Below are 16,292 nucleotides of genomic sequence, written 5' to 3' on the forward strand. Positions count from 1 at the left end.
CGGGGCCGGTCAGCCGGTGAGCGCCGCGCTCGGTGTCCTGGCCCGGTCGTCGGTAGCCGGCGGGGCCAGGAGCAGCATCGCGCCGAGTCCGAGGGCCGCGACGCCCGCGAAGAACCAGAAGCCCCAGGGGTGGGCGATGCCCGCCGTGACCAGGGCTCCGGTGACGATCGGTCCGGTGATCGAGCCGAGTCGGCCCACCGCGGAGGCGAGGCCGAGTGCGGTGCCGCGGGTGCGGGCCGGGAAGACCTGGGCCACGTACCCGTAGATGAGGACCTGCGCGGAGAACACGAAGACGCCGGTGAACAGCACCAGTGCATTGAGCAGCAGGCTGCTCTCGATGCGCAGGCTCAGGACGGCGAGCAGCACGGCGCCCGCCGCGAACCAGATGCGGGCCACGCGCCGGATGCCGTACTTGTCGGCGACGATCCCGGCGACGATGAGCCCGATGACGGCGCCGACGTTGAGGATCAGCAGGAGCGCGATGGAGCGGGAGATGGGATAGCCCGCGCTGCGCATGAGCTGGGGCAGCCAGGTGTTGAGGCCGTAGACGAGCAGCAGGCCCATGAAGGAGCCGCCCCACACGGCGAGCGTGGTGCGGCGCACGCGCGGGCCGAGCAGGTCGCGCATGCCGATGCGTTCGGCCTCGGGCTGCTGCTTGGCGGCGAGGTACGCGGCGGACTCCGGCAGCTTCCACCACATCAGCGGGACGACGAGCAGGCCCGCGACTCCCCCGCCGTAGAACAGCCAGTGCCAGTCACCGGCCACGGCGAGCGCGAGCACCGAGGTGAGCACCGCGCCGACGTGGTAGCCGGTCATGGTGAACGTGCTGGCGCTGGCTCGGCGGCGTTCGGGCAGGTTCTCCGACATGACGGTCAGGGCGACCGGCATGCAGGCGCCGAGGCCGAGCCCGGCGAGGAAGCGCAAGCCGCCGAACACGGCCACGTTCGGGGCGAGCGGTGTCACCAGGGTGAACACCGAGAACAGCAGCACCGAGCCGATGAGCATGCCGCGCCGGCCGAAGCGGTCGGTGAGCGGGCCGAGCCCCGCGGCGCCGACCGCGACCCCGACGAGGGAGACGGTGGCGACCGCGGTGGCATCGGCGGCCGTGAAGCCGAGGTGGTGCGTCTTGAGCAGGGTCGGGATGGTGGCGCCGAGCGCCACCAGGTCGTACCCCTCGAGCAGAACGGTCAGCCAGCACAGCACCGCCGTGCTGGCTGCCCGCGTGGGAGACGTCGTCATTGGCGTGCTCCTTGCCGGATGAGCGGATGGGGACGGGGACAGGGACGGGGGACGCGCTGCTCCTGGGGGACGGGGGGACCTTCCGAAGGGACCGGCCTCTTCTGCGGGGATCAGAAGGGGTACGGCGCGATCTGCGGGCGCACGGTCACCCACTGCGTCTCGGTGAAGGCCTCGATGTTGGCCTGCGCGCCGCCGAACCGGGATCCGTTGCCGGAGTCGCCGACGCCGCCGAAGGGCGCGGCGGGCTCGTCCATGACGGTCTGTTCGTTGATGTGCACCTTGCCGGAGCGGATCCGGTCGGCGAGGGTCATCGCGGTGCCGACGTCGCCGAGGATGCCGACGGACAGGCCGTACGGCGAGGCGTCGACGATGCGGGCCGCCTCGTCGAGGTCGCGGTAGCTGCGCACGGGTGCGACGGGCCCGAAGATCTCCTCGCGCCAGGCCGGGCTGTCGTCGTCGAGGCCGGTGAGCACGGTCGCCGGGTAGTACGGGGCGTCGGCCTTGCCACCGGCGACGACCTGCGCGCCCGCGGCGACGCTGTCGGTCACCACCTTGTCGATGTGGGCGAGTTGCCGGCTGTCGATGATCGGGCCGAGCGCGACGTCGCCGGCGGCGGGGTCGCCGACGGGCAGCCGGTTCGCCTTCTGGGCGAGCAGCGCGACGTACTCCTCGACCTGCGACTCGTGGACGAGGTGGCGGCCGGTCGCCATGCAGATCTGGCCCTGGTGGAGGTACGAGCCGAACGCGCCGGCCGAGGCGGCGGCCGGGAGGTCGGCGCCGGGGAGGACGACGAGCGCGTTGTTGCCGCCGAGTTCGAGGTGGACCTTCTTGAGGTTGCGGGCGGCGGCCTCACCGACCTTGCGGCCCGCGGCGGTCGAGCCGGTGAAGGAGACGACGGAGACCTCGGGCGCCTCGACGACGGCGGCGCCGACGCTCGCGTCGCCGGGCAGCAGATGAAGCAGCCCCTCGGGCAGGCCTGCCTCCTCGAAGATGCGGACGATGGTGACGCCGCCGCACACGGCGGTGCGCGGGTCCGGCTTGAGGAGCACGGCGTTGCCGAGGGCCAGCGCGGGCGCGACGGAGCGGATGCCGAGGATCAGCGGGAAGTTGAACGGTGCGATGACCGAGACGACGCCCGCGGGCACGCGGCGCGCGAACGACCAGCGGGGCTCGCCGCTGCTGAGCACGTCGCCGAGCGGGTGCGCGGGCAGCGCCGCGTCCTCGTAGCACTCGGCGGCGGCGAAGTCGGTCTCGACGGAGGCCTTGGCGCGGGTCGATCCGGCCTCGCGGACGATCCAGTCCTTGATCTCCTCGGCGTGCTCGGTGAACAGGTCACCGGCCCGGCGCAGCACGGCGGCGCGCTCGGCGGGCGCGGTGCGGGCCCACTCCTGCTGCGCCTCGGCGGCGCGGGTCGCGGCGCGCGCGACGTCATCGGCGGTGGCGCTGCCGATCACACCGAGCCGCTGCCCGGTGGCGGGTTCGACGACGGCGGACGTGCCCCCGCTTCCCGCGGTCCAGCCGTCGAGGTGGATGCGCTCGTGCCATACGGGGTCTTCGAGGAGAGTCATGGTCACTCCGGTGAGGTGGGGTGGGTGTCGACCTGGATGAGGCGGGGTCCATCGGTCGGGGGTGTCTTCAACTGGTCGCGCAGTTCGGCGAGTTCGGTCACGGCGGTGGCGGGCACCCCGTAGCCCGCGGCGAGCGCGGTGAAGTCGAGGCCGGGGATCTCGGTGCCCGGCACGTCCGGGGTGCCGAGCAGCGTCCCGAACCAGCGCAGCGCGCCGTAGGTGCCGTTGCGCAGGATGAGGAAGGTGACCGGTACCCGGTAGTGGGCGGCGCTCCACAGCGCCGTGATCCCGTAGTTGGCGGAGCCGTCGCCGACGACCGCGACGACCGGTCGGTCCGGATCGCCCATCGCCGCGCCGACGGCTGCGGGCAGGCCGAAGCCGAGCCCGCCGGAGGCCGGGAAGAAGTAGGAGCCGGGGTGGCGCAGGTCCATCTGGCGCCACCAGGCACCGTTGGTGGAGGTCGACTCGACGACGTAGCGGGTGTCGGGTGGCTGGGTGTCGCGGAGCGCGGCGAAGACCTCCTCGGGGTGGAGGGCGGCGCCGGAGGCGGTGGCGGGTTCGGGCGGGGGCGTGAACTCCCTTGGCCCGCTTGCGCGTTGTGGCAGCCGGTCCGTCAGCGCCGCGAGCACCGGGCCCGGGTCCGCGACCAGCGCCTCCCCCATCGGCGCGCGGGCCGCGGCGCCCGCGTCGTCGGTGACCTGGATCAGGCGGGCGCCGTCCGGCAGGTAGGGGCCCGGCACGTGCTGGTGGTAGCGGAAGACGGGCGCGCCGACGACGAGCACCAGGTCGTGCCCGGCCAGCGCCGACGACACGGAGCCGATTCCGGCGGGCAGCACACCACGCAGCAGCGGATGCCGGTTGGGGAACGGAAGGCGGTGCGGCGAGGGCGCAACCCACACCGGCAGGTCGAGGTGTTCGGCGCAGGCCACGGCCCGGTCGACGTGTCCGGCGGCGTCGATGTCACCGCCGAGGACGAGCACCGGATTGCGGGCGGCGCCCACCTCCCGTACGAGGTCGTCGAGTTGCGCCGCGTCCGGGGTGAGCCCGCGCCGCACCCGCCGCTCCAGGACCTCGCAGGCCCCCGGGTCGACGTCGGCGTCCCAGTCGTCGTAGGGCACGGAGAGGTAGCTCGGGCGGCGCTGCAGTTCGGCCTCGAAGACCGCTTGGGCCAGCGAGCGCGGGACGTCGGCGGCGCAGGCCGGTTCGGCGGAGTGACCGACGAGCGGGCGCATCAGCTGCGGGGCGTCGACGTTGGCGAGCATCGCCTCCAGGCCGACGGCGGAGCGCACCTGCTGGCCCGCCGTGAGCACCAGCGGCGAGCGCGCGTACACCGCGTTGGTGAGCGCGCCCATCGCGTTGCCTGAACCGGCGGCGGCGTGCAGATTGACCAGCGCCGGGCCTCCTGTGACCTGCGCGTATCCGTCGGCCATGCCGACGACGACGCCTTCGTGCAGGCCGAGGACGTAGCGGAAGGACTCGGGGAGTCCCGCCAGGAAGGGCAGTTCGTTCGATCCGGGGTTCCCGAAGATCGTGGTCAGACCCTGGCGCTCAAGGAACGCGTGGGCGATCCGGCGTGCGGTCGGCATACGCAGACTCCTCCTGGACCGGCGGTGATGTGGTTGAGCCTAGAAATAAAGCCGACCGTGCTCCAATCAATGTTGGCTACCCGCTTCATAGACAGCATCGATAATGGGGGCACAGGTCACAGACGGGAGCCACCATGCGGGACTTCGACCTCAACCTCGTGCGGACCTTCGTGCTGCTCTACGAGACCCGGAGCGTGACGGCGACCGCCGAGGCGCTGCACGTGACCCAGCCGACGGTCAGCTACGGGCTGCAGAAACTGCGCCGCCGCTTCGAGGACGAGCTGTTCCGCCGCACGGGCGCGGGGCTCGCCCCGACGACTACGGCCCGCGCTCTGTACGAGCCGCTGCACCGCGCCCTCTCGGAGATCGAGACGACCGTCAGCGGTGCGCACTCCTTCGATCCGGCCACGGCGCGCGCCGCGTTCACCGTGTGCCTGTCGGACCTGGGCGAGGTCGCCCTGTTGCCGCGGCTGATGGCCGCACTGCCGCGGCAGGCGCCGGGCACCACCCTCACGGTGCGACCGCTCGACATCCGGGGCGCCGCCGATCAGCTGGGCCGCGGGGAGATCGACGCGTTCATCGCCTCGACGCCGCTCGGCTCGCCGCGGGTGGAGCGGATCCCGCTGTTCTCCGAGGGATACGTCGCCGTGGTGGCCCGCGACCACCCACGGCTGCGCGGCCGCTCCGTGGACCTGGCCGCGCTCGGCGCCGAACAGCATGTGACGGTCTCAGGACCCGCCGGGCACGAAGGGCCGCGCCGCGCCCTGGAGGCGCACGGGCTGCTGCACCAAGTGGTGCTCGACGTGACCCGGTTCGCGGGCCTGCCGTACCTCATCCAGGACAGCGAACTCGTGGCGGTGGCGCCCCGTTTGGTGGCCCGCATGTTCGCCGCCGACCACCGGGTGCGGCTGCTTGAGCTTCCGATCGACATCGAACCGGCGCAGGTCGCGGTCTACGCCCGGCACGCGCACGCCCGCACGCCCGCGCAGCACTGGCTGGTGGACTTCATGCGGGACACGCTGGTCGACGCGACGGAGGCGTGAAGTGCGGCGCCCGCCTTGAGGGACGGGCGCCGCGGCGTCAGTCGTTGCGCGCCGTCTCCGGGCCCGTGATCCTCCGCAGCAGCGGCAACGTGGAGGCGATGACGGCGAGCGAGACGACGATTCCGGCGAGGGTCAGGCCGTAGTAGCCGGCTCCCGGGGGCCGTATCGAGTAGCCGTACTGCGCTTGCAGGAACAGCTGCGCCGTCAGGAAGCCCATCCCGATGGCGAGCGCCGCGACGATCAGCAGCGGTGCGGCGCTCTCCAGGAGCACCACGCGGCGCAGCGTGCGCAGCGGTACTCCGCTCAGCCGCAACAGGGCGAAGGGGCGCTTGCGTTCGTTGAGCCCGCCGGCCACGGCGACCGCCAGGCTGCATCCGGCGATCGGGAAGCTGATCGCGATGACGACGGTGGCCAGTTGCCGGTATCCCGCGATGTCGCCCCACCGCTGCGCGTAGTCCTCGGCGACGGTGTACGGCGGCAGTTCGTCGGGGTACGCCGCGGTGAGCAGCGTACGGACGCGCTCGACTGCCGCGGTGGAGCCGTCCGTCGTCACCATGATCTCGCTCACCGGCAGCGAGCCGAGGCGCTGCGGACTGATCTTCACCGCGGGCCATACGGCGGGCCAGGCCCGGTCCTCCTGCATGCCGAAGCGGGAGAAGTCCGGTGGGATCGCGGCGGCTTCCGCCCCCGCCGGGCAGTCGTTGTGCGCGGGCATCCGCGCCAGCTCGGCGCAGGCAACCAGGCCCGCCAGGATCGGCCGCTCCCCCTTCGGTGGCGCCGGCTCGGCAGGGTCGGGGATGCCGAGCGGATTCGTGCGGACCACCATGACGCTGTGGACGCCGGGCACGGACACCAGCTCCGACCGGGTCGCGGCGGGCAGCGCCGCCGGGGGTTTCCGCGTGGGCCCGGCTCCGAACTGCCGCTCGTAGTCGCCGACCACCGAGCTGCCGAACGCCGCGTTGTCCTCGGGCACGCCGCTCTCCGCGACGACCGCGGTGATGATCCCGACCGCCGTACTGGTGACACAGAGCGCGAGTACGAGCCCGCTGACCGCGCGGAACCCGGCCTTCGGGTCGTCCGCGAGGCGCCGCCCCGCGACGAGCAGCGCCGGTCGGCGGGTGCAGCGGACCAGCAGCCGTGCCCCGGCCATCGTCAGCCACGGTCCCGCGAGGACGATGCCGACCAGGATCAGCAGGATGCCGGGGACGAAGGCGAGTATCTGGCCCGAACTGCCCTCGGGAACGCGTCCGATGACCCACCACAGCTGCCCGAGGCCGAGCGCCAACGGGATCAGGCGCCAGGCGCGCGGCGGGCGGGGCGTGGTCCGGCGGGTGACGCCGAGCGGCGAGACCCGTACGCGGCGCAGCGCGACACGTGCGGCGATCGCCGCGGCCACCGGCACGCCCACGGCGATGCCCAGCACGTCGACCACGCCGAGCGACATGTCCCCGGTGAAGAACGGGGTGCCGGTCAGGTCGGCCCGCGCCACCAGGGGCCGCAGGGCGTACCAGAGGGCGAAGCCCGCCGCCGTACCGGCGACGGCGGCGACCGCGGACTCGATCGTGGAGATCAGTGACACCTGGCCCGGTGTCGCGCCGACCAGGCGCATCGCGGCGAAGCGCTGCTCGCGGCGGGCGGCGGCGAGGCGGCTGGCCGTGCCGGTCAGGATCAGCACGGGGAAGATCAGCGCCAGGGCGACCACCGAGAGGACGAGCGCCATGCCTTCGGCGTTGATACCGGCGGCGACGTCGCAGTTGGGGCCGTTGCAGCTGCTGGGCGAGCGGGTCTCGATGGTCGTGACACGCCGGGCGCCCTCCTTCCCCGCCAGTTCGCCGGGTCGGTGTCCGACCACGACGATGAGGGAGTCGGGTCCGGGCAGCGCGGACCTGCCGATGGTGCCCGCCCGGCGGCCGGGGTAGCGGTCCGCCAACTCACCGGCGGGCGTGGCGCGCAGCAGTTCGGCGAGGGCCGGGGAGGCGTAGTACTCGCCGGGGCCCGGAAGGCGTGGCAGGCCCGGCGGCACCGGCGCGTTCGGCCCGGTGGCCGCCACGTCGACGCGGCCGATGAGCCCGCCGTCGTAGTGGTCGGCGCGCAGCAGCCACCACAGCGGGTCGGCGCCCGCGGCCCGCGCGTTCCTGCTCTGAGTGAACTCGGCCCCGGTGTTGAGCCAGGCGTTGCGGTCGTTCTGGGTCCGGGTCGCCCCGATGGCGGCGAGTGTGGACAGCAGCAGCGCGACGCCCACCGTCACCGCGGCGGCGATCACGGTCAGCCGCACCAGGGCCTCGCGGCCGCCCGCGACGGTGAGGCGGAGCGCCAGCCGGATCATGAGGCGGCCCGTCCGACGGAGAGCGGTGTCACCCTGCCGTCGCGGACGATGACCTCCCGGTCGGCGAAGGCGGCGACGCGCGGCTCGTGGGTGACGAGGACGACGGTGGTGCCCTGCTCGCGGGCGGAGCCGACCAGCAGGTCCATCACCTGTTCACCGGTGAGCGAGTCGAGGGCCCCGGTGGGCTCGTCGGCGAAGAGCACCCGCGGCCCGGCGACCAACGCCCTTGCCAGCGCGACGCGTTGGGCCTGCCCGCCGGACAACTCGCCGGACCTGCGCCCTTCGAGACCGGCCAGGCCGAGCCGCTCGAACCAGGCGCGGGCCTCGCGCAGCGCAGTGGACCGGCGGCCGCGCGCGAGGAGCAGCGGCAGCGCCACGTTCTCCTCGGCCGTCAACTCCGGTACGAGCTGGCCGAACTGGAAGACGAAACCGAAACGGTCGCGGCGCAGCGCGCTGCGTTCGGTCTCCCGCAGGGCGTCGATGCGCCGCCCGTCGTAGTGGATCTCACCCTCGTCGGGCACCAGGATTCCCGCGAGGCAGTGCAGCAGCGTCGACTTGCCGGAGCCGCTGGGCCCCGTCACGGCGACGATCTCGCCCTGCGCCACGGACAGTTCGGCGCCCCGCAGGGCGGGGGTGCTGCCGAACGACAGCACAACGTCGCGCGCCTCGACCAGGCTCGTCACCGCGCTCATCACCGCACCTCCGCCGCCAGGGCGCCGAGCCGGGCCACGGTCGTGTCGATCCAGCGCAGGTCGGCTTCGAGGTGGAAGAGACCGTGGTCGGCCAGCAGCCTGTCGACGAGTCCCCCGGTGCGGCGCAGTTCGGTCAGCTCCCGCATCCGCTCCATGTGGGCGGCGCGCTGGGTGTCGAGGTACGCCTGGGCGTCCCGCTCCAGGAGCAGGGCCAGGACGACCTTGGTGAACAGCACGGTCTGCAGGTGCTGTTCGGGGGCGACCGGCTCGGTGAGCCAGGCCTCGACCTGTGTGACGCCGCTGTCGGTGATCACGTACCGCTTGCGGTCGGGCCCCTCCCCCGGCTCGGACTCGCCGACCGCCACCTTCCCGTCGCGGGCGAGGCGGCGCAGCGTCGAGTAGACCTGGCCGTAGGGCAGTGGCTTGCCGCGACCGAAGTAGGTGTCGTAGTTCCGCTTGAGGTCATAGCCGTGGCTCGACTCACGTTCGAGGAGCCCGAGGAGCGCCAGAGGAACGGTCATGCCTTGGTGTATACGCCGGGTGTATACCCCCGGTCAATACGTCGATGACATGACCCATTTCGGATCAACTACCCTTCTGCAAGATGCAGTTGGGCCGATCAAGCCTTTCGCCTCGTGTACGGCAGCGCGTCCACGAGACCGGCCAGATCCGCCTCGGTCGGCGCGCTCTCGAGGAAGACCACGCGGTACAGCGCGTAGCCGAGCCAGCTGTCGATCACGGCCCCGATGTCGAGGGCTGCGGGCAGCTCGCCGCGTGCGATCCCGCGCCGCAGCAGCGCGGCCCCCGGTTCGCGCCAGGCCACCAGGAGATCCCGCAGCTCCGCGCGGCCCGCCTCGCCGCGCTCGACGAGCGCACCGGCCACGACGCTGGGGTCGCCGAGCAGCGTCAGTGTGCGGACGAGGTCGGTGACGTGGGCCCCGGCGTCCTCGCGCACGGAGCCGGTGTCCGGCTGCGGGCCCGGAGCCAGTTGATCGGTGACGGCCTCCGTGATCACCGCGGCCTTGTTCGGCCACCAGCGGTAGAGCGTCATCTTGGCGACGCCGGCGCGAGCGGCGATCCGCTCCATCGTGACCTTGTGATAGCCGAGCTCGGCGACGAGCTCCCGCGCGGCGCGCAGCACCGCCGCGTGCGCCTGCGGGTCCCGGTAGCGCCCGCGCCGGGGACGGGGGGCCTTCGACTCGTCCATGCCTCGCTCCGATCACCGCGTACGGGAATTTCTAGACAGTACGTATCGTCTATGAATAGTGACAGGCCCGTCGGGCTACGGCGGACCGCGACACAGTCCCCTCTGGAGGTCCGCAATGAACAACAGGTTCGACGGCAAGGTCGTCCTCATCACGGGCGGCGGCTCGGGTCTCGGCCGGTCCGCCGCGCTGCGGGTCGCGGCCGAGGGCGCGAAGCTGGCGCTCGTCGACGTGAACGTGGAAGGGCTCGCGCAGAGCGCGGCCGAGATCGAGAAGGCGACGCCGGGCGCCGAGGTCCTGACGCTCACCGCCGACGTCAGCGACGAGACGGATGTCACGCGCTACGTGGCCGAGACCACGCGGGCCTACGGCCGGATCGACGCCTTCTTCAACAACGCGGGCATCGAGGGCAAGCAGAACCTCACCGAGGAGTTCGGCAGCGACGAGTTCCAGCGCGTCCTCGACATCAACCTGCGGGGCGTCTTCCTCGGCCTCAAGCACGTCCTCGCCGTCATGCGCGCGCAGGGCAGCGGCACGGTCGTGAACACCGCCTCCGTGGGCGGCATCCGCGGTGTGGGCAACCAGTCCGGTTACGCGGCCGCCAAGCACGGCGTCGTGGGCCTGACCCGCAATTCCGGCGTGGAGTACGGCCGCTTCGGCATCACCGTGAAGGCCATCGCGCCCGGCGCGATCATGACGCCCATGGTCGAGGGCTCCCTCAAGCAGCTCGACCCGGTGAACTGGGAGGAGGCCGGTCGCCAGTTCGTCAGCACCAACCCGATGCAGCGCTTCGGGCGCCCCGAGGAGGTCGCGAACCTGGTGGCCTTCCTGCTCTCCGACGAGGCGTCCTTCATCAACGCCACGGTCGTCCCGATCGACGGCGGCCAGTCCGAGCAGTACTGACGGCCGCCCGCCGGACATACCGGCCGATCGGCGCCGGTCGTGGTGGACGGCCGGCGCCGGTCGGCCGGTACGGCGCCCGCCAGTGGTGACGGTCTCCGGTTCAACAACCCCACCCCGGATGTACCCACGTCATCTGATCGACGTAGGGTCCCCTTTTGTTCACCCGCAGGGTGGCATCAGGACCTCGACGACCAGGAGCTCTTCCCGTGCCCGCACCGTCCACTGCCCCGGCGCCCATCTACGATCGACTCGTCGACGAGCACGGCGATGTGCTCGCCGGCGCGCGTGAGGCCGCACACAAGGCCGAGCGCACCGCGGAAGGCGTGCTCGACTTCGGGCACGGGGAAGCCCCCCAGACCCAGCAGGCCCCGCAGGCCCCCCAGTCCCCCCAGGCTCCGCAGTCCTTCCAGGACCAGCAGGCTCCCCAGGCCATCGCCCCGGAGCAGACGCAGGCGCCGCAGGGCCAGCACGCACCTCAGGCCCAGCACACCCCCCAGGGCCAGCGCACCCCGCAGGCCCCGCAAGCCACCCCGGGCCAGCACGCGCCCCAGGCTCCTCAGCCCCCGCAGGCCACCCAGGGCCAGCACGCGCCGCAGGCACCGCAGGAGCACGCACCCCAGGGTCAGCACGCCCCGCAGGCCCCGCGCTTCCCCCAGGCCCGTCAGGCCCCGCAGCCCCCCGCCCCCACGCAGGAGGGCTGACCGCGACCGCGGCCGGCCCTCCCGGTCGGTCGGCGGCGCCCGGTCAGGCGCCGCCCACGTACCGCGCCAGGTGCTCGCCGGTGAGCGTGGAGCCGTCGGCGACGAGGTCCGCGGGGGTTCCCTCGAAGACGACCTTGCCGCCTTCGTGTCCCGCACCCGGGCCCAGGTCGATGATCCAGTCGGCGTGCGCCATCACCGCCTGGTGGTGCTCGATGACGATGACCGACTTGCCGGAGTCCACGAGCCGGTCGAGGAGCCCCAGCAGCTGCTCGACGTCTGCCAGGTGCAGCCCCGTGGTCGGCTCGTCCAGAACGTAGACGCCCCCCTTGTCGCCCATGTGCACGGCGAGCTTGAGCCGCTGCCGCTCGCCGCCGGAGAGCGTCGTCAGCGGCTGGCCGAGGGTGAGGTAGCCGAGCCCGACGTCCTCGAGCCGCTCCAGGATCTTGTGCGCGGCCGGAGTGCGCGCCTCCCCCGCGCCGAAGAACTCCACCGCCTCGGTCACCGGCATCGCGAGCACCTCGCTGATGTCCTTGCCCCCGAAGTGGTAGTCGAGCACCGAGGCCTCGAACCTCTTGCCGTCGCACTCCTCGCAGGTGGCGGCCGCACTCGCCATGATCCCGAGGTCGGTGTAGACGACACCCGCGCCGTTGCAGGTGGGGCAGGCGCCCTCCGAGTTGGCGCTGAAGAGCGCGGGCTTCACGCCGTTGGCCTTCGCGAACGCCTTGCGGATCGGCTCAAGGAGTCCGGTGTACGTGGCCGGGTTGCTGCGCCGCGAGCCGCGGATCGGGGTCTGGTCGACCGCCACCACGCCGTCGTCGGCGGGGATGGAGCCGTGCACGAGCGAGCTCTTGCCGGAACCCGCGACGCCGGTGACCACCGTGAGCACACCGAGCGGGATGTCGACGTCAACGTTCTTGAGGTTGTGCGCGTTCGCCCCGCGGATCGCGAGCTTGCCGGTGGGCTCGCGCACGGTGTCCTTGACCGCGGCCCGGTCGTCGAGGTGGCGCCCGGTGATGGTGTCGCTGGCGCGCAGCTCCTCGACGGTGCCCTCGAAGCAGACGCTGCCGCCCCCCGTGCCCGCGCCGGGGCCGAGGTCCACGACGTGGTCGGCGATGGCGATGGCCTCCGGCTTGTGCTCCACGACCAGCACCGTGTTGCCCTTGTCCCGCAGCCTCAGGAGCAGGTTGTTCATCCGCTGGATGTCGTGCGGATGCAGGCCGATGGTGGGCTCGTCGAAGACGTAGGTGACGTCGGTGAGCGAGGAGCCGAGGTGGCGGATCATCTTGACGCGCTGCGCCTCGCCGCCGGACAGGGTGCCCGCCGCCCGGTCGAGCGAGAGATAGCCGAGGCCGATCTCCTCGAACGACTCCAGGGTGTGCCGCAGCTTGGCGAGCAGCGGGGCCACCGAGGGCTCCTTGAGGGCGCGCACCCACTCCGCCAGGTCCCTGATCTCCATCGCGCACAGGTCGGCGATGCTCTTGCGCTTGATCTTCGAGGAGCGGGCCTGCTCGCTGAGCCGGGAGCCCTCGCAGTCGGGACAGGTCTGGAAGGTGACCGCCCGGTCCACGAAGGCCCGGATGTGCGGCTGCATCGACTCCCGGTCCTTGGACAGGAAGGTCTTCTGGATCTTCGGGATCAGGCCCTCGTAGGTGAGGTTGACACCATTGATCTTGACCTTGGTGGGCTCGCGGTGGAGGAAGTCGTGCCGCTCCTTCTTGGTGTACTTGCGGATCGGCTTGTCCGCGTCGAAGAAGCCCGAGTCCCTGATGACCCGCACCACCCAGCCGTCCCCGGTGTACGTGGGGATGGTGAACGGGTCCTCGTTCAGTGACTTGGAGTCGTCGAAGAGCTGGGCCAGGTCGATGTCCGAGACCGTGCCCCGGCCCTCGCAGTGGGTGCACATGCCGCCGGTGCGGCTGAAGGACACCTTCTCCGTCTTGGTCTTGTCGGCGCCCCGGTCGACCGTGAACCCGCCCTGCGCCGAGACCGACGCGACGTTGAAGGAGTAGGCGCCGGGTCCGCCGATGTGCGGCTTGGCGAGCCGGCTGTAGAGGATGCGCAGCATGGCGCTGGCATCGGTGGCGGTGCCGACCGTGGAGCGAGGGTCGGAGCCCATCCGCTGCTGGTCGACGGTGATCGCGGTGGTCAGGCCGTCCAGCACGTCGACCTCGGGCCGCGCGAGCGTCGGCATGAAGCCCTGGAGGAACGCGCTGTACGTCTCGTTGATCATCCGCTGCGACTCGGCGGCGATCGTGTCGAACACCAGCGAGCTCTTGCCCGACCCGGAGACCCCGGTGAACACCGTCAGACGCCGCTTGGGCAGTTCGATGCTGACGTCCTTGAGATTGTTCTCCCGCGCGCCGTGCACGCGGATCAGGTCGTGGCTGTCGGCGGGGTGCGACGTTGACGACGGTGTCCCCGTCCTCGCGACCTTGCTCATCATGTCTCCATCGTCCGGGGCCGCCGATGGGAGTACTCGGCGTCGTCTGTCTCGAATCGGTGTGTTCGATTGTCGCCGCCCACGCCGCCCCCGCCACCGCAATCGGTGAACACGCCGGGGCGGCCTGCCGACGGGCCGACCATCCGTCTGTGAGGCTACCGAGCACCACTGACACTCCGGTGTTGCACGACTCTCCCCTGGTCACGACCCTGTGCACACCTATTGACTCAAATTCAAACTCGTCGGTAGCTTCAACTACCAGCGCGCTGAACCCCCTTGCCTCAGACGGAACTTGGCCATGACCCGGCCCGGTTCCGCAGGTTCCGAAGGCTTCGAAGGAGCATCAGATGGCGATCCGCGCGTTCAGCGGCAGACTCACCGCCCTTGCGGCCACGACCGGCGCCGCCCTCGTCACCCTCACCGCGCCGGCACACGCGGCCCCCGAGCCCCTCTCCTACGTCGCCCTGGGCGACAGCTACAGCGCCGCATCCGGCGTGCTCCCGCTCGACCCGAAGGCCAGCCCGCTGTGCGCCCGCTCCACGGCCAACTACCCGCATGTCATCGCGAAGCGCACCGGCGCCGCACTCAAGGACGTGACGTGCGGCGCCGCGCAGACCAAGGACTTCGCCGGGGCGCAGTACCCGGGCGTGCCGCCGCAACTCGACGCGCTCGGCCAGGACACCGACCTGGTGACCCTCACCATCGGCGGCAACGACAACAACACCTTCATCAGCACGATCCTGTCCTGCGCCACCGCCGGGCTCGGCACCGCGGGCCAGGGCCATCCGTGCAAGTCCCTGTACGGCGACAAGTTCAGCGGCGACATCGACACCAAGACGTACCCGGCGGTGAAGTCCGCGCTCCAGGCGGTCAAGAACAAGGCGCCGAACGCGAAGGTCGCCGTCCTCGGCTATCCGTGGATCATGCCGCCGACCGCGCAGAAGGGCTGCTTCGTGAAGATGCCGATCGCGTCCGGCGACGTGCCGTACGTGCGCGACATCCAGACCCACCTCAACCGCGCCGTGCAGCGCGCGGCGAGCGAGACCGGCGCGACCTATGTGGACTTCTCCCAGTCCTCCGAGGGCCACGACGCCTGTCAGCCGATCGGCACCCGCTGGGTCGAGCCGGCCCTCTTCGGCACCAACTTCGTCCCCGTGCACCCGAACGCGCTGGGCGAGTCGGCGATGGCCGACGCCACGATGGGCGCGCTCGGGATGCACTGATTCCCGGGCCGCGGAGCCCGCTTCATATGAAGTCGATCTCCGGGTACCTCGGCGACGGCGCGTCCAGGAGCGCGCCGTCCCCGCCGCGCAGCCAGCGGTCGAAGAAGGCCGCGAGATACGCCCGTTGAGCCGCGACCGCCCGGTGGGTGGGCACCGTGCCCACCCATGTGGTCAGTGTCTCGCGCGGCAGATCGAGGCGGTCCGCGACCTGTGGCAGCAGGGTCGTCGCGTCCGTGTACGTGGCGTGCCGGGAGCCGCGCAGGGTCAGGTCGCGCCGCCATCCGCCGCTGTGCCGCCACAGCTCCCGCCAGGAGGGGACGGTCCTGCGGTCGTTGCCCTCGCTGCCCATCAGGAGCACCGGCCGGTCCACGCCCTCGGCCGCGACGGAGGCGAGGCCGCCCTCGTCGTGGTCGTCCTGGACGTAGGCGAGCACGCCGTCGAGGTTCGCGGCCGCGGCGAGCCGTTCGTCGTCGTGCAGGGTCTGCAGCGCGGCGAAGCCGCCCGCGGACTGGCCGAACATGCCGATCGGGGCGCGGCGCAGCCGGTGCGTGTCGAAGGCCCGCCCGACCGCGTCGAGGACGAAGCGAGCGTCGGCGACGCGTACGGACGCCGTCTTCTTCAGCAGCGCGGTCACCGCGGCCGGGCCGGACCGCTGCGCCTTCTCGAACTCCTGCGGGAGCAGCGAGGCGGCCACGCGCCCGCCGGGGAACTCCACCGCCGACACGTCGTAGGGGTGGTCGATGGCGATCACCACGTAGCCGCGGGACGCCAGGTCGTCCGTGAGCGTCGTGCCCAGGGAGCGCGGGTCCACGACACCCGGCGAGTACAGCACCACCGGGTGCGCCGCGCGGCGGTCGAGGGGCGCCGAGGTGTGGGCGAAGGTACGCGTGGCCGCCCAGTCGACCCGGCCCGCCGACAGCCCCTCGAAGTTGTTGAGGCGGTCGAAGCCCGCTGCCTCCCGTGCCGTCATCTGCGGCGCCCGCCCGTGCCCGGCCACCGTGCGCGCCGGGTAGCGCACGTCCACCATCAACTCCCGCGCGGGAGCCGCCGTCCACGGGTCGCGGCGGGAGCGGTCCACCAGCCGCAGCGCCACCCTGCCCACCGGGTGCGGGCCGCTCGGAGCCGGTAACCGAAGCCGCACCCGCCGCGGCGCGGCGGCCACCGCCGGGGCCGCGCCCAGGGTCAACAGCGCCGCGCCGGCCGCGAGTACGCCCCGCCGGGCCGGCCTTCCCATCGAAATCGTGCCGAGATCGTCCATGGCTCAAGATTCGCGGGACCGCGCCCGGCACACCATCCGGCCCGCCCCCACTTCTCGTTGGGGGCAATCCCCCAGAAGTCACCATGTGACCAGGTCGGGGCCGTCCAC

General features: G+C 72.2%; 13 protein-coding genes. 4 read left to right on the top strand and 9 right to left on the bottom strand.

The window, feature by feature from the left end; translation table 11 throughout:
• Positions 1-9: 9 nt before the first annotated feature.
• The 3 genes from OKJ99_RS16440 to mdlC all read right to left on the bottom strand — a co-directional run bounded on the left by OKJ99_RS16440 (position 10) and on the right by mdlC (position 4,393).
• On the bottom strand, positions 10-1,239 hold the full coding sequence (locus tag OKJ99_RS16440; RefSeq protein ID WP_326016970.1) for an MFS transporter: 1,230 nt from the start codon (positions 1,237-1,239) through the stop codon (positions 10-12).
• A 110-nt stretch (positions 1,240-1,349) separates the two neighbouring features.
• The gene (locus OKJ99_RS16445; RefSeq protein ID WP_326016971.1) at positions 1,350-2,807 is read right to left on the bottom strand and encodes a benzaldehyde dehydrogenase; all 1,458 of its coding nucleotides are present in this window, start codon (positions 2,805-2,807) and stop codon (positions 1,350-1,352) included.
• A gap of 2 nt (positions 2,808-2,809) precedes the next feature.
• Positions 2,810-4,393: a benzoylformate decarboxylase gene (gene mdlC, locus OKJ99_RS16450; RefSeq protein ID WP_326016972.1), complete on the bottom strand. Its 1,584-nt coding sequence runs from the start codon at positions 4,391-4,393 to the stop codon at positions 2,810-2,812.
• A gap of 134 nt (positions 4,394-4,527) precedes the next feature.
• On the opposite strand from mdlC, the gene OKJ99_RS16455 reads away from it, so the two are divergent.
• Positions 4,528-5,436 (top strand): LysR family transcriptional regulator, encoded by a 909-nt coding sequence (locus OKJ99_RS16455; RefSeq protein ID WP_326016973.1) that lies wholly within the window; start codon positions 4,528-4,530, stop codon positions 5,434-5,436.
• Between the two features lie 37 nt (positions 5,437-5,473).
• On the opposite strand, the gene OKJ99_RS16460 is transcribed toward OKJ99_RS16455, so the two are convergent.
• The 4 genes from OKJ99_RS16460 to OKJ99_RS16475 all read right to left on the bottom strand — a co-directional run bounded on the left by OKJ99_RS16460 (position 5,474) and on the right by OKJ99_RS16475 (position 9,661).
• A complete protein-coding gene (locus OKJ99_RS16460) occupies positions 5,474-7,762 on the bottom strand; it encodes an FtsX-like permease family protein (RefSeq protein ID WP_326016974.1) in 2,289 nt (762 codons plus the stop codon).
• Positions 7,759-8,454, bottom strand: coding sequence for an ABC transporter ATP-binding protein (locus OKJ99_RS16465; protein ID WP_326016975.1), 696 nt, complete (start codon positions 8,452-8,454; stop codon positions 7,759-7,761). The genes OKJ99_RS16460 and OKJ99_RS16465 overlap by 4 nt, the downstream gene beginning before the upstream one ends.
• Positions 8,454-8,975: a PadR family transcriptional regulator gene (locus OKJ99_RS16470; protein ID WP_326016976.1), complete on the bottom strand. Its 522-nt coding sequence runs from the start codon at positions 8,973-8,975 to the stop codon at positions 8,454-8,456. Before OKJ99_RS16470 ends, OKJ99_RS16465 begins: the two co-directional genes overlap by 1 nt.
• Before the next feature lie 98 nt (positions 8,976-9,073).
• Positions 9,074-9,661, bottom strand: a complete 588-nt coding sequence (locus tag OKJ99_RS16475; protein ID WP_326016977.1) for a TetR/AcrR family transcriptional regulator — start codon at positions 9,659-9,661, stop codon at positions 9,074-9,076.
• 115 nt (positions 9,662-9,776) lie between these two features.
• On the opposite strand from OKJ99_RS16475, the gene OKJ99_RS16480 reads away from it, so the two are divergent.
• Positions 9,777-10,562, top strand: a complete 786-nt coding sequence (locus tag OKJ99_RS16480; protein WP_326016978.1) for an SDR family oxidoreductase — start codon at positions 9,777-9,779, stop codon at positions 10,560-10,562.
• Positions 10,563-10,768: 206 nt separating this feature from the next.
• Positions 10,769-11,263: a hypothetical protein gene (locus tag OKJ99_RS16485; RefSeq protein WP_326016979.1), complete on the top strand. Its 495-nt coding sequence runs from the start codon at positions 10,769-10,771 to the stop codon at positions 11,261-11,263.
• A gap of 43 nt (positions 11,264-11,306) precedes the next feature.
• Here OKJ99_RS16485 and OKJ99_RS16490 read toward each other — a convergent pair whose 3' ends face one another.
• Positions 11,307-13,703 (bottom strand): excinuclease ABC subunit UvrA, encoded by a 2,397-nt coding sequence (locus OKJ99_RS16490; RefSeq protein ID WP_326016980.1) that lies wholly within the window; start codon positions 13,701-13,703, stop codon positions 11,307-11,309.
• 347 nt (positions 13,704-14,050) lie between these two features.
• Between OKJ99_RS16490 and OKJ99_RS16495 the strand changes: the two genes are divergently transcribed.
• Positions 14,051-14,926 (top strand): SGNH/GDSL hydrolase family protein, encoded by an 876-nt coding sequence (locus tag OKJ99_RS16495; protein ID WP_326016981.1) that lies wholly within the window; start codon positions 14,051-14,053, stop codon positions 14,924-14,926.
• Positions 14,927-14,948: 22 nt separating this feature from the next.
• On the opposite strand, the gene OKJ99_RS16500 is transcribed toward OKJ99_RS16495, so the two are convergent.
• Positions 14,949-16,160: an alpha/beta hydrolase gene (locus OKJ99_RS16500; protein WP_326016982.1), complete on the bottom strand. Its 1,212-nt coding sequence runs from the start codon at positions 16,158-16,160 to the stop codon at positions 14,949-14,951.
• Positions 16,161-16,292: the final 132 nt, after the last annotated feature.

Source organism: Streptomyces endophyticus (genome assembly GCF_035798155.1).
Lineage (GTDB): Bacteria > Actinomycetota > Actinomycetes > Streptomycetales > Streptomycetaceae > Streptomyces > Streptomyces endophyticus.

What these genes read in the sequence shown, in the direction of transcription:
- OKJ99_RS16440 (WP_326016970.1), bottom strand. Translation starts at nt 1,239, where the DNA reads ATGACGACGTCTCCCACGCGGGCAGCCAGCACGGCGGTGCTGTGCTGG.
- OKJ99_RS16490 (WP_326016980.1), bottom strand. Translation starts at nt 13,703, where the DNA reads ATGAGCAAGGTCGCGAGGACGGGGACACCGTCGTCAACGTCGCACCCC.
- OKJ99_RS16455 (WP_326016973.1), top strand. Translation starts at nt 4,528, where the DNA reads ATGCGGGACTTCGACCTCAACCTCGTGCGGACCTTCGTGCTGCTCTAC.
- OKJ99_RS16465 (WP_326016975.1), bottom strand. Translation starts at nt 8,454, where the DNA reads ATGAGCGCGGTGACGAGCCTGGTCGAGGCGCGCGACGTTGTGCTGTCG.
- OKJ99_RS16480 (WP_326016978.1), top strand. Translation starts at nt 9,777, where the DNA reads ATGAACAACAGGTTCGACGGCAAGGTCGTCCTCATCACGGGCGGCGGC.
- OKJ99_RS16470 (WP_326016976.1), bottom strand. Translation starts at nt 8,975, where the DNA reads ATGACCGTTCCTCTGGCGCTCCTCGGGCTCCTCGAACGTGAGTCGAGC.
- OKJ99_RS16445 (WP_326016971.1), bottom strand. Translation starts at nt 2,807, where the DNA reads ATGACTCTCCTCGAAGACCCCGTATGGCACGAGCGCATCCACCTCGAC.
- OKJ99_RS16460 (WP_326016974.1), bottom strand. Translation starts at nt 7,762, where the DNA reads ATGATCCGGCTGGCGCTCCGCCTCACCGTCGCGGGCGGCCGCGAGGCC.
- mdlC (WP_326016972.1), bottom strand. Translation starts at nt 4,393, where the DNA reads ATGCCGACCGCACGCCGGATCGCCCACGCGTTCCTTGAGCGCCAGGGT.
- OKJ99_RS16475 (WP_326016977.1), bottom strand. Translation starts at nt 9,661, where the DNA reads ATGGACGAGTCGAAGGCCCCCCGTCCCCGGCGCGGGCGCTACCGGGAC.
- OKJ99_RS16500 (WP_326016982.1), bottom strand. Translation starts at nt 16,160, where the DNA reads ATGGGAAGGCCGGCCCGGCGGGGCGTACTCGCGGCCGGCGCGGCGCTG.
- OKJ99_RS16495 (WP_326016981.1), top strand. Translation starts at nt 14,051, where the DNA reads ATGGCGATCCGCGCGTTCAGCGGCAGACTCACCGCCCTTGCGGCCACG.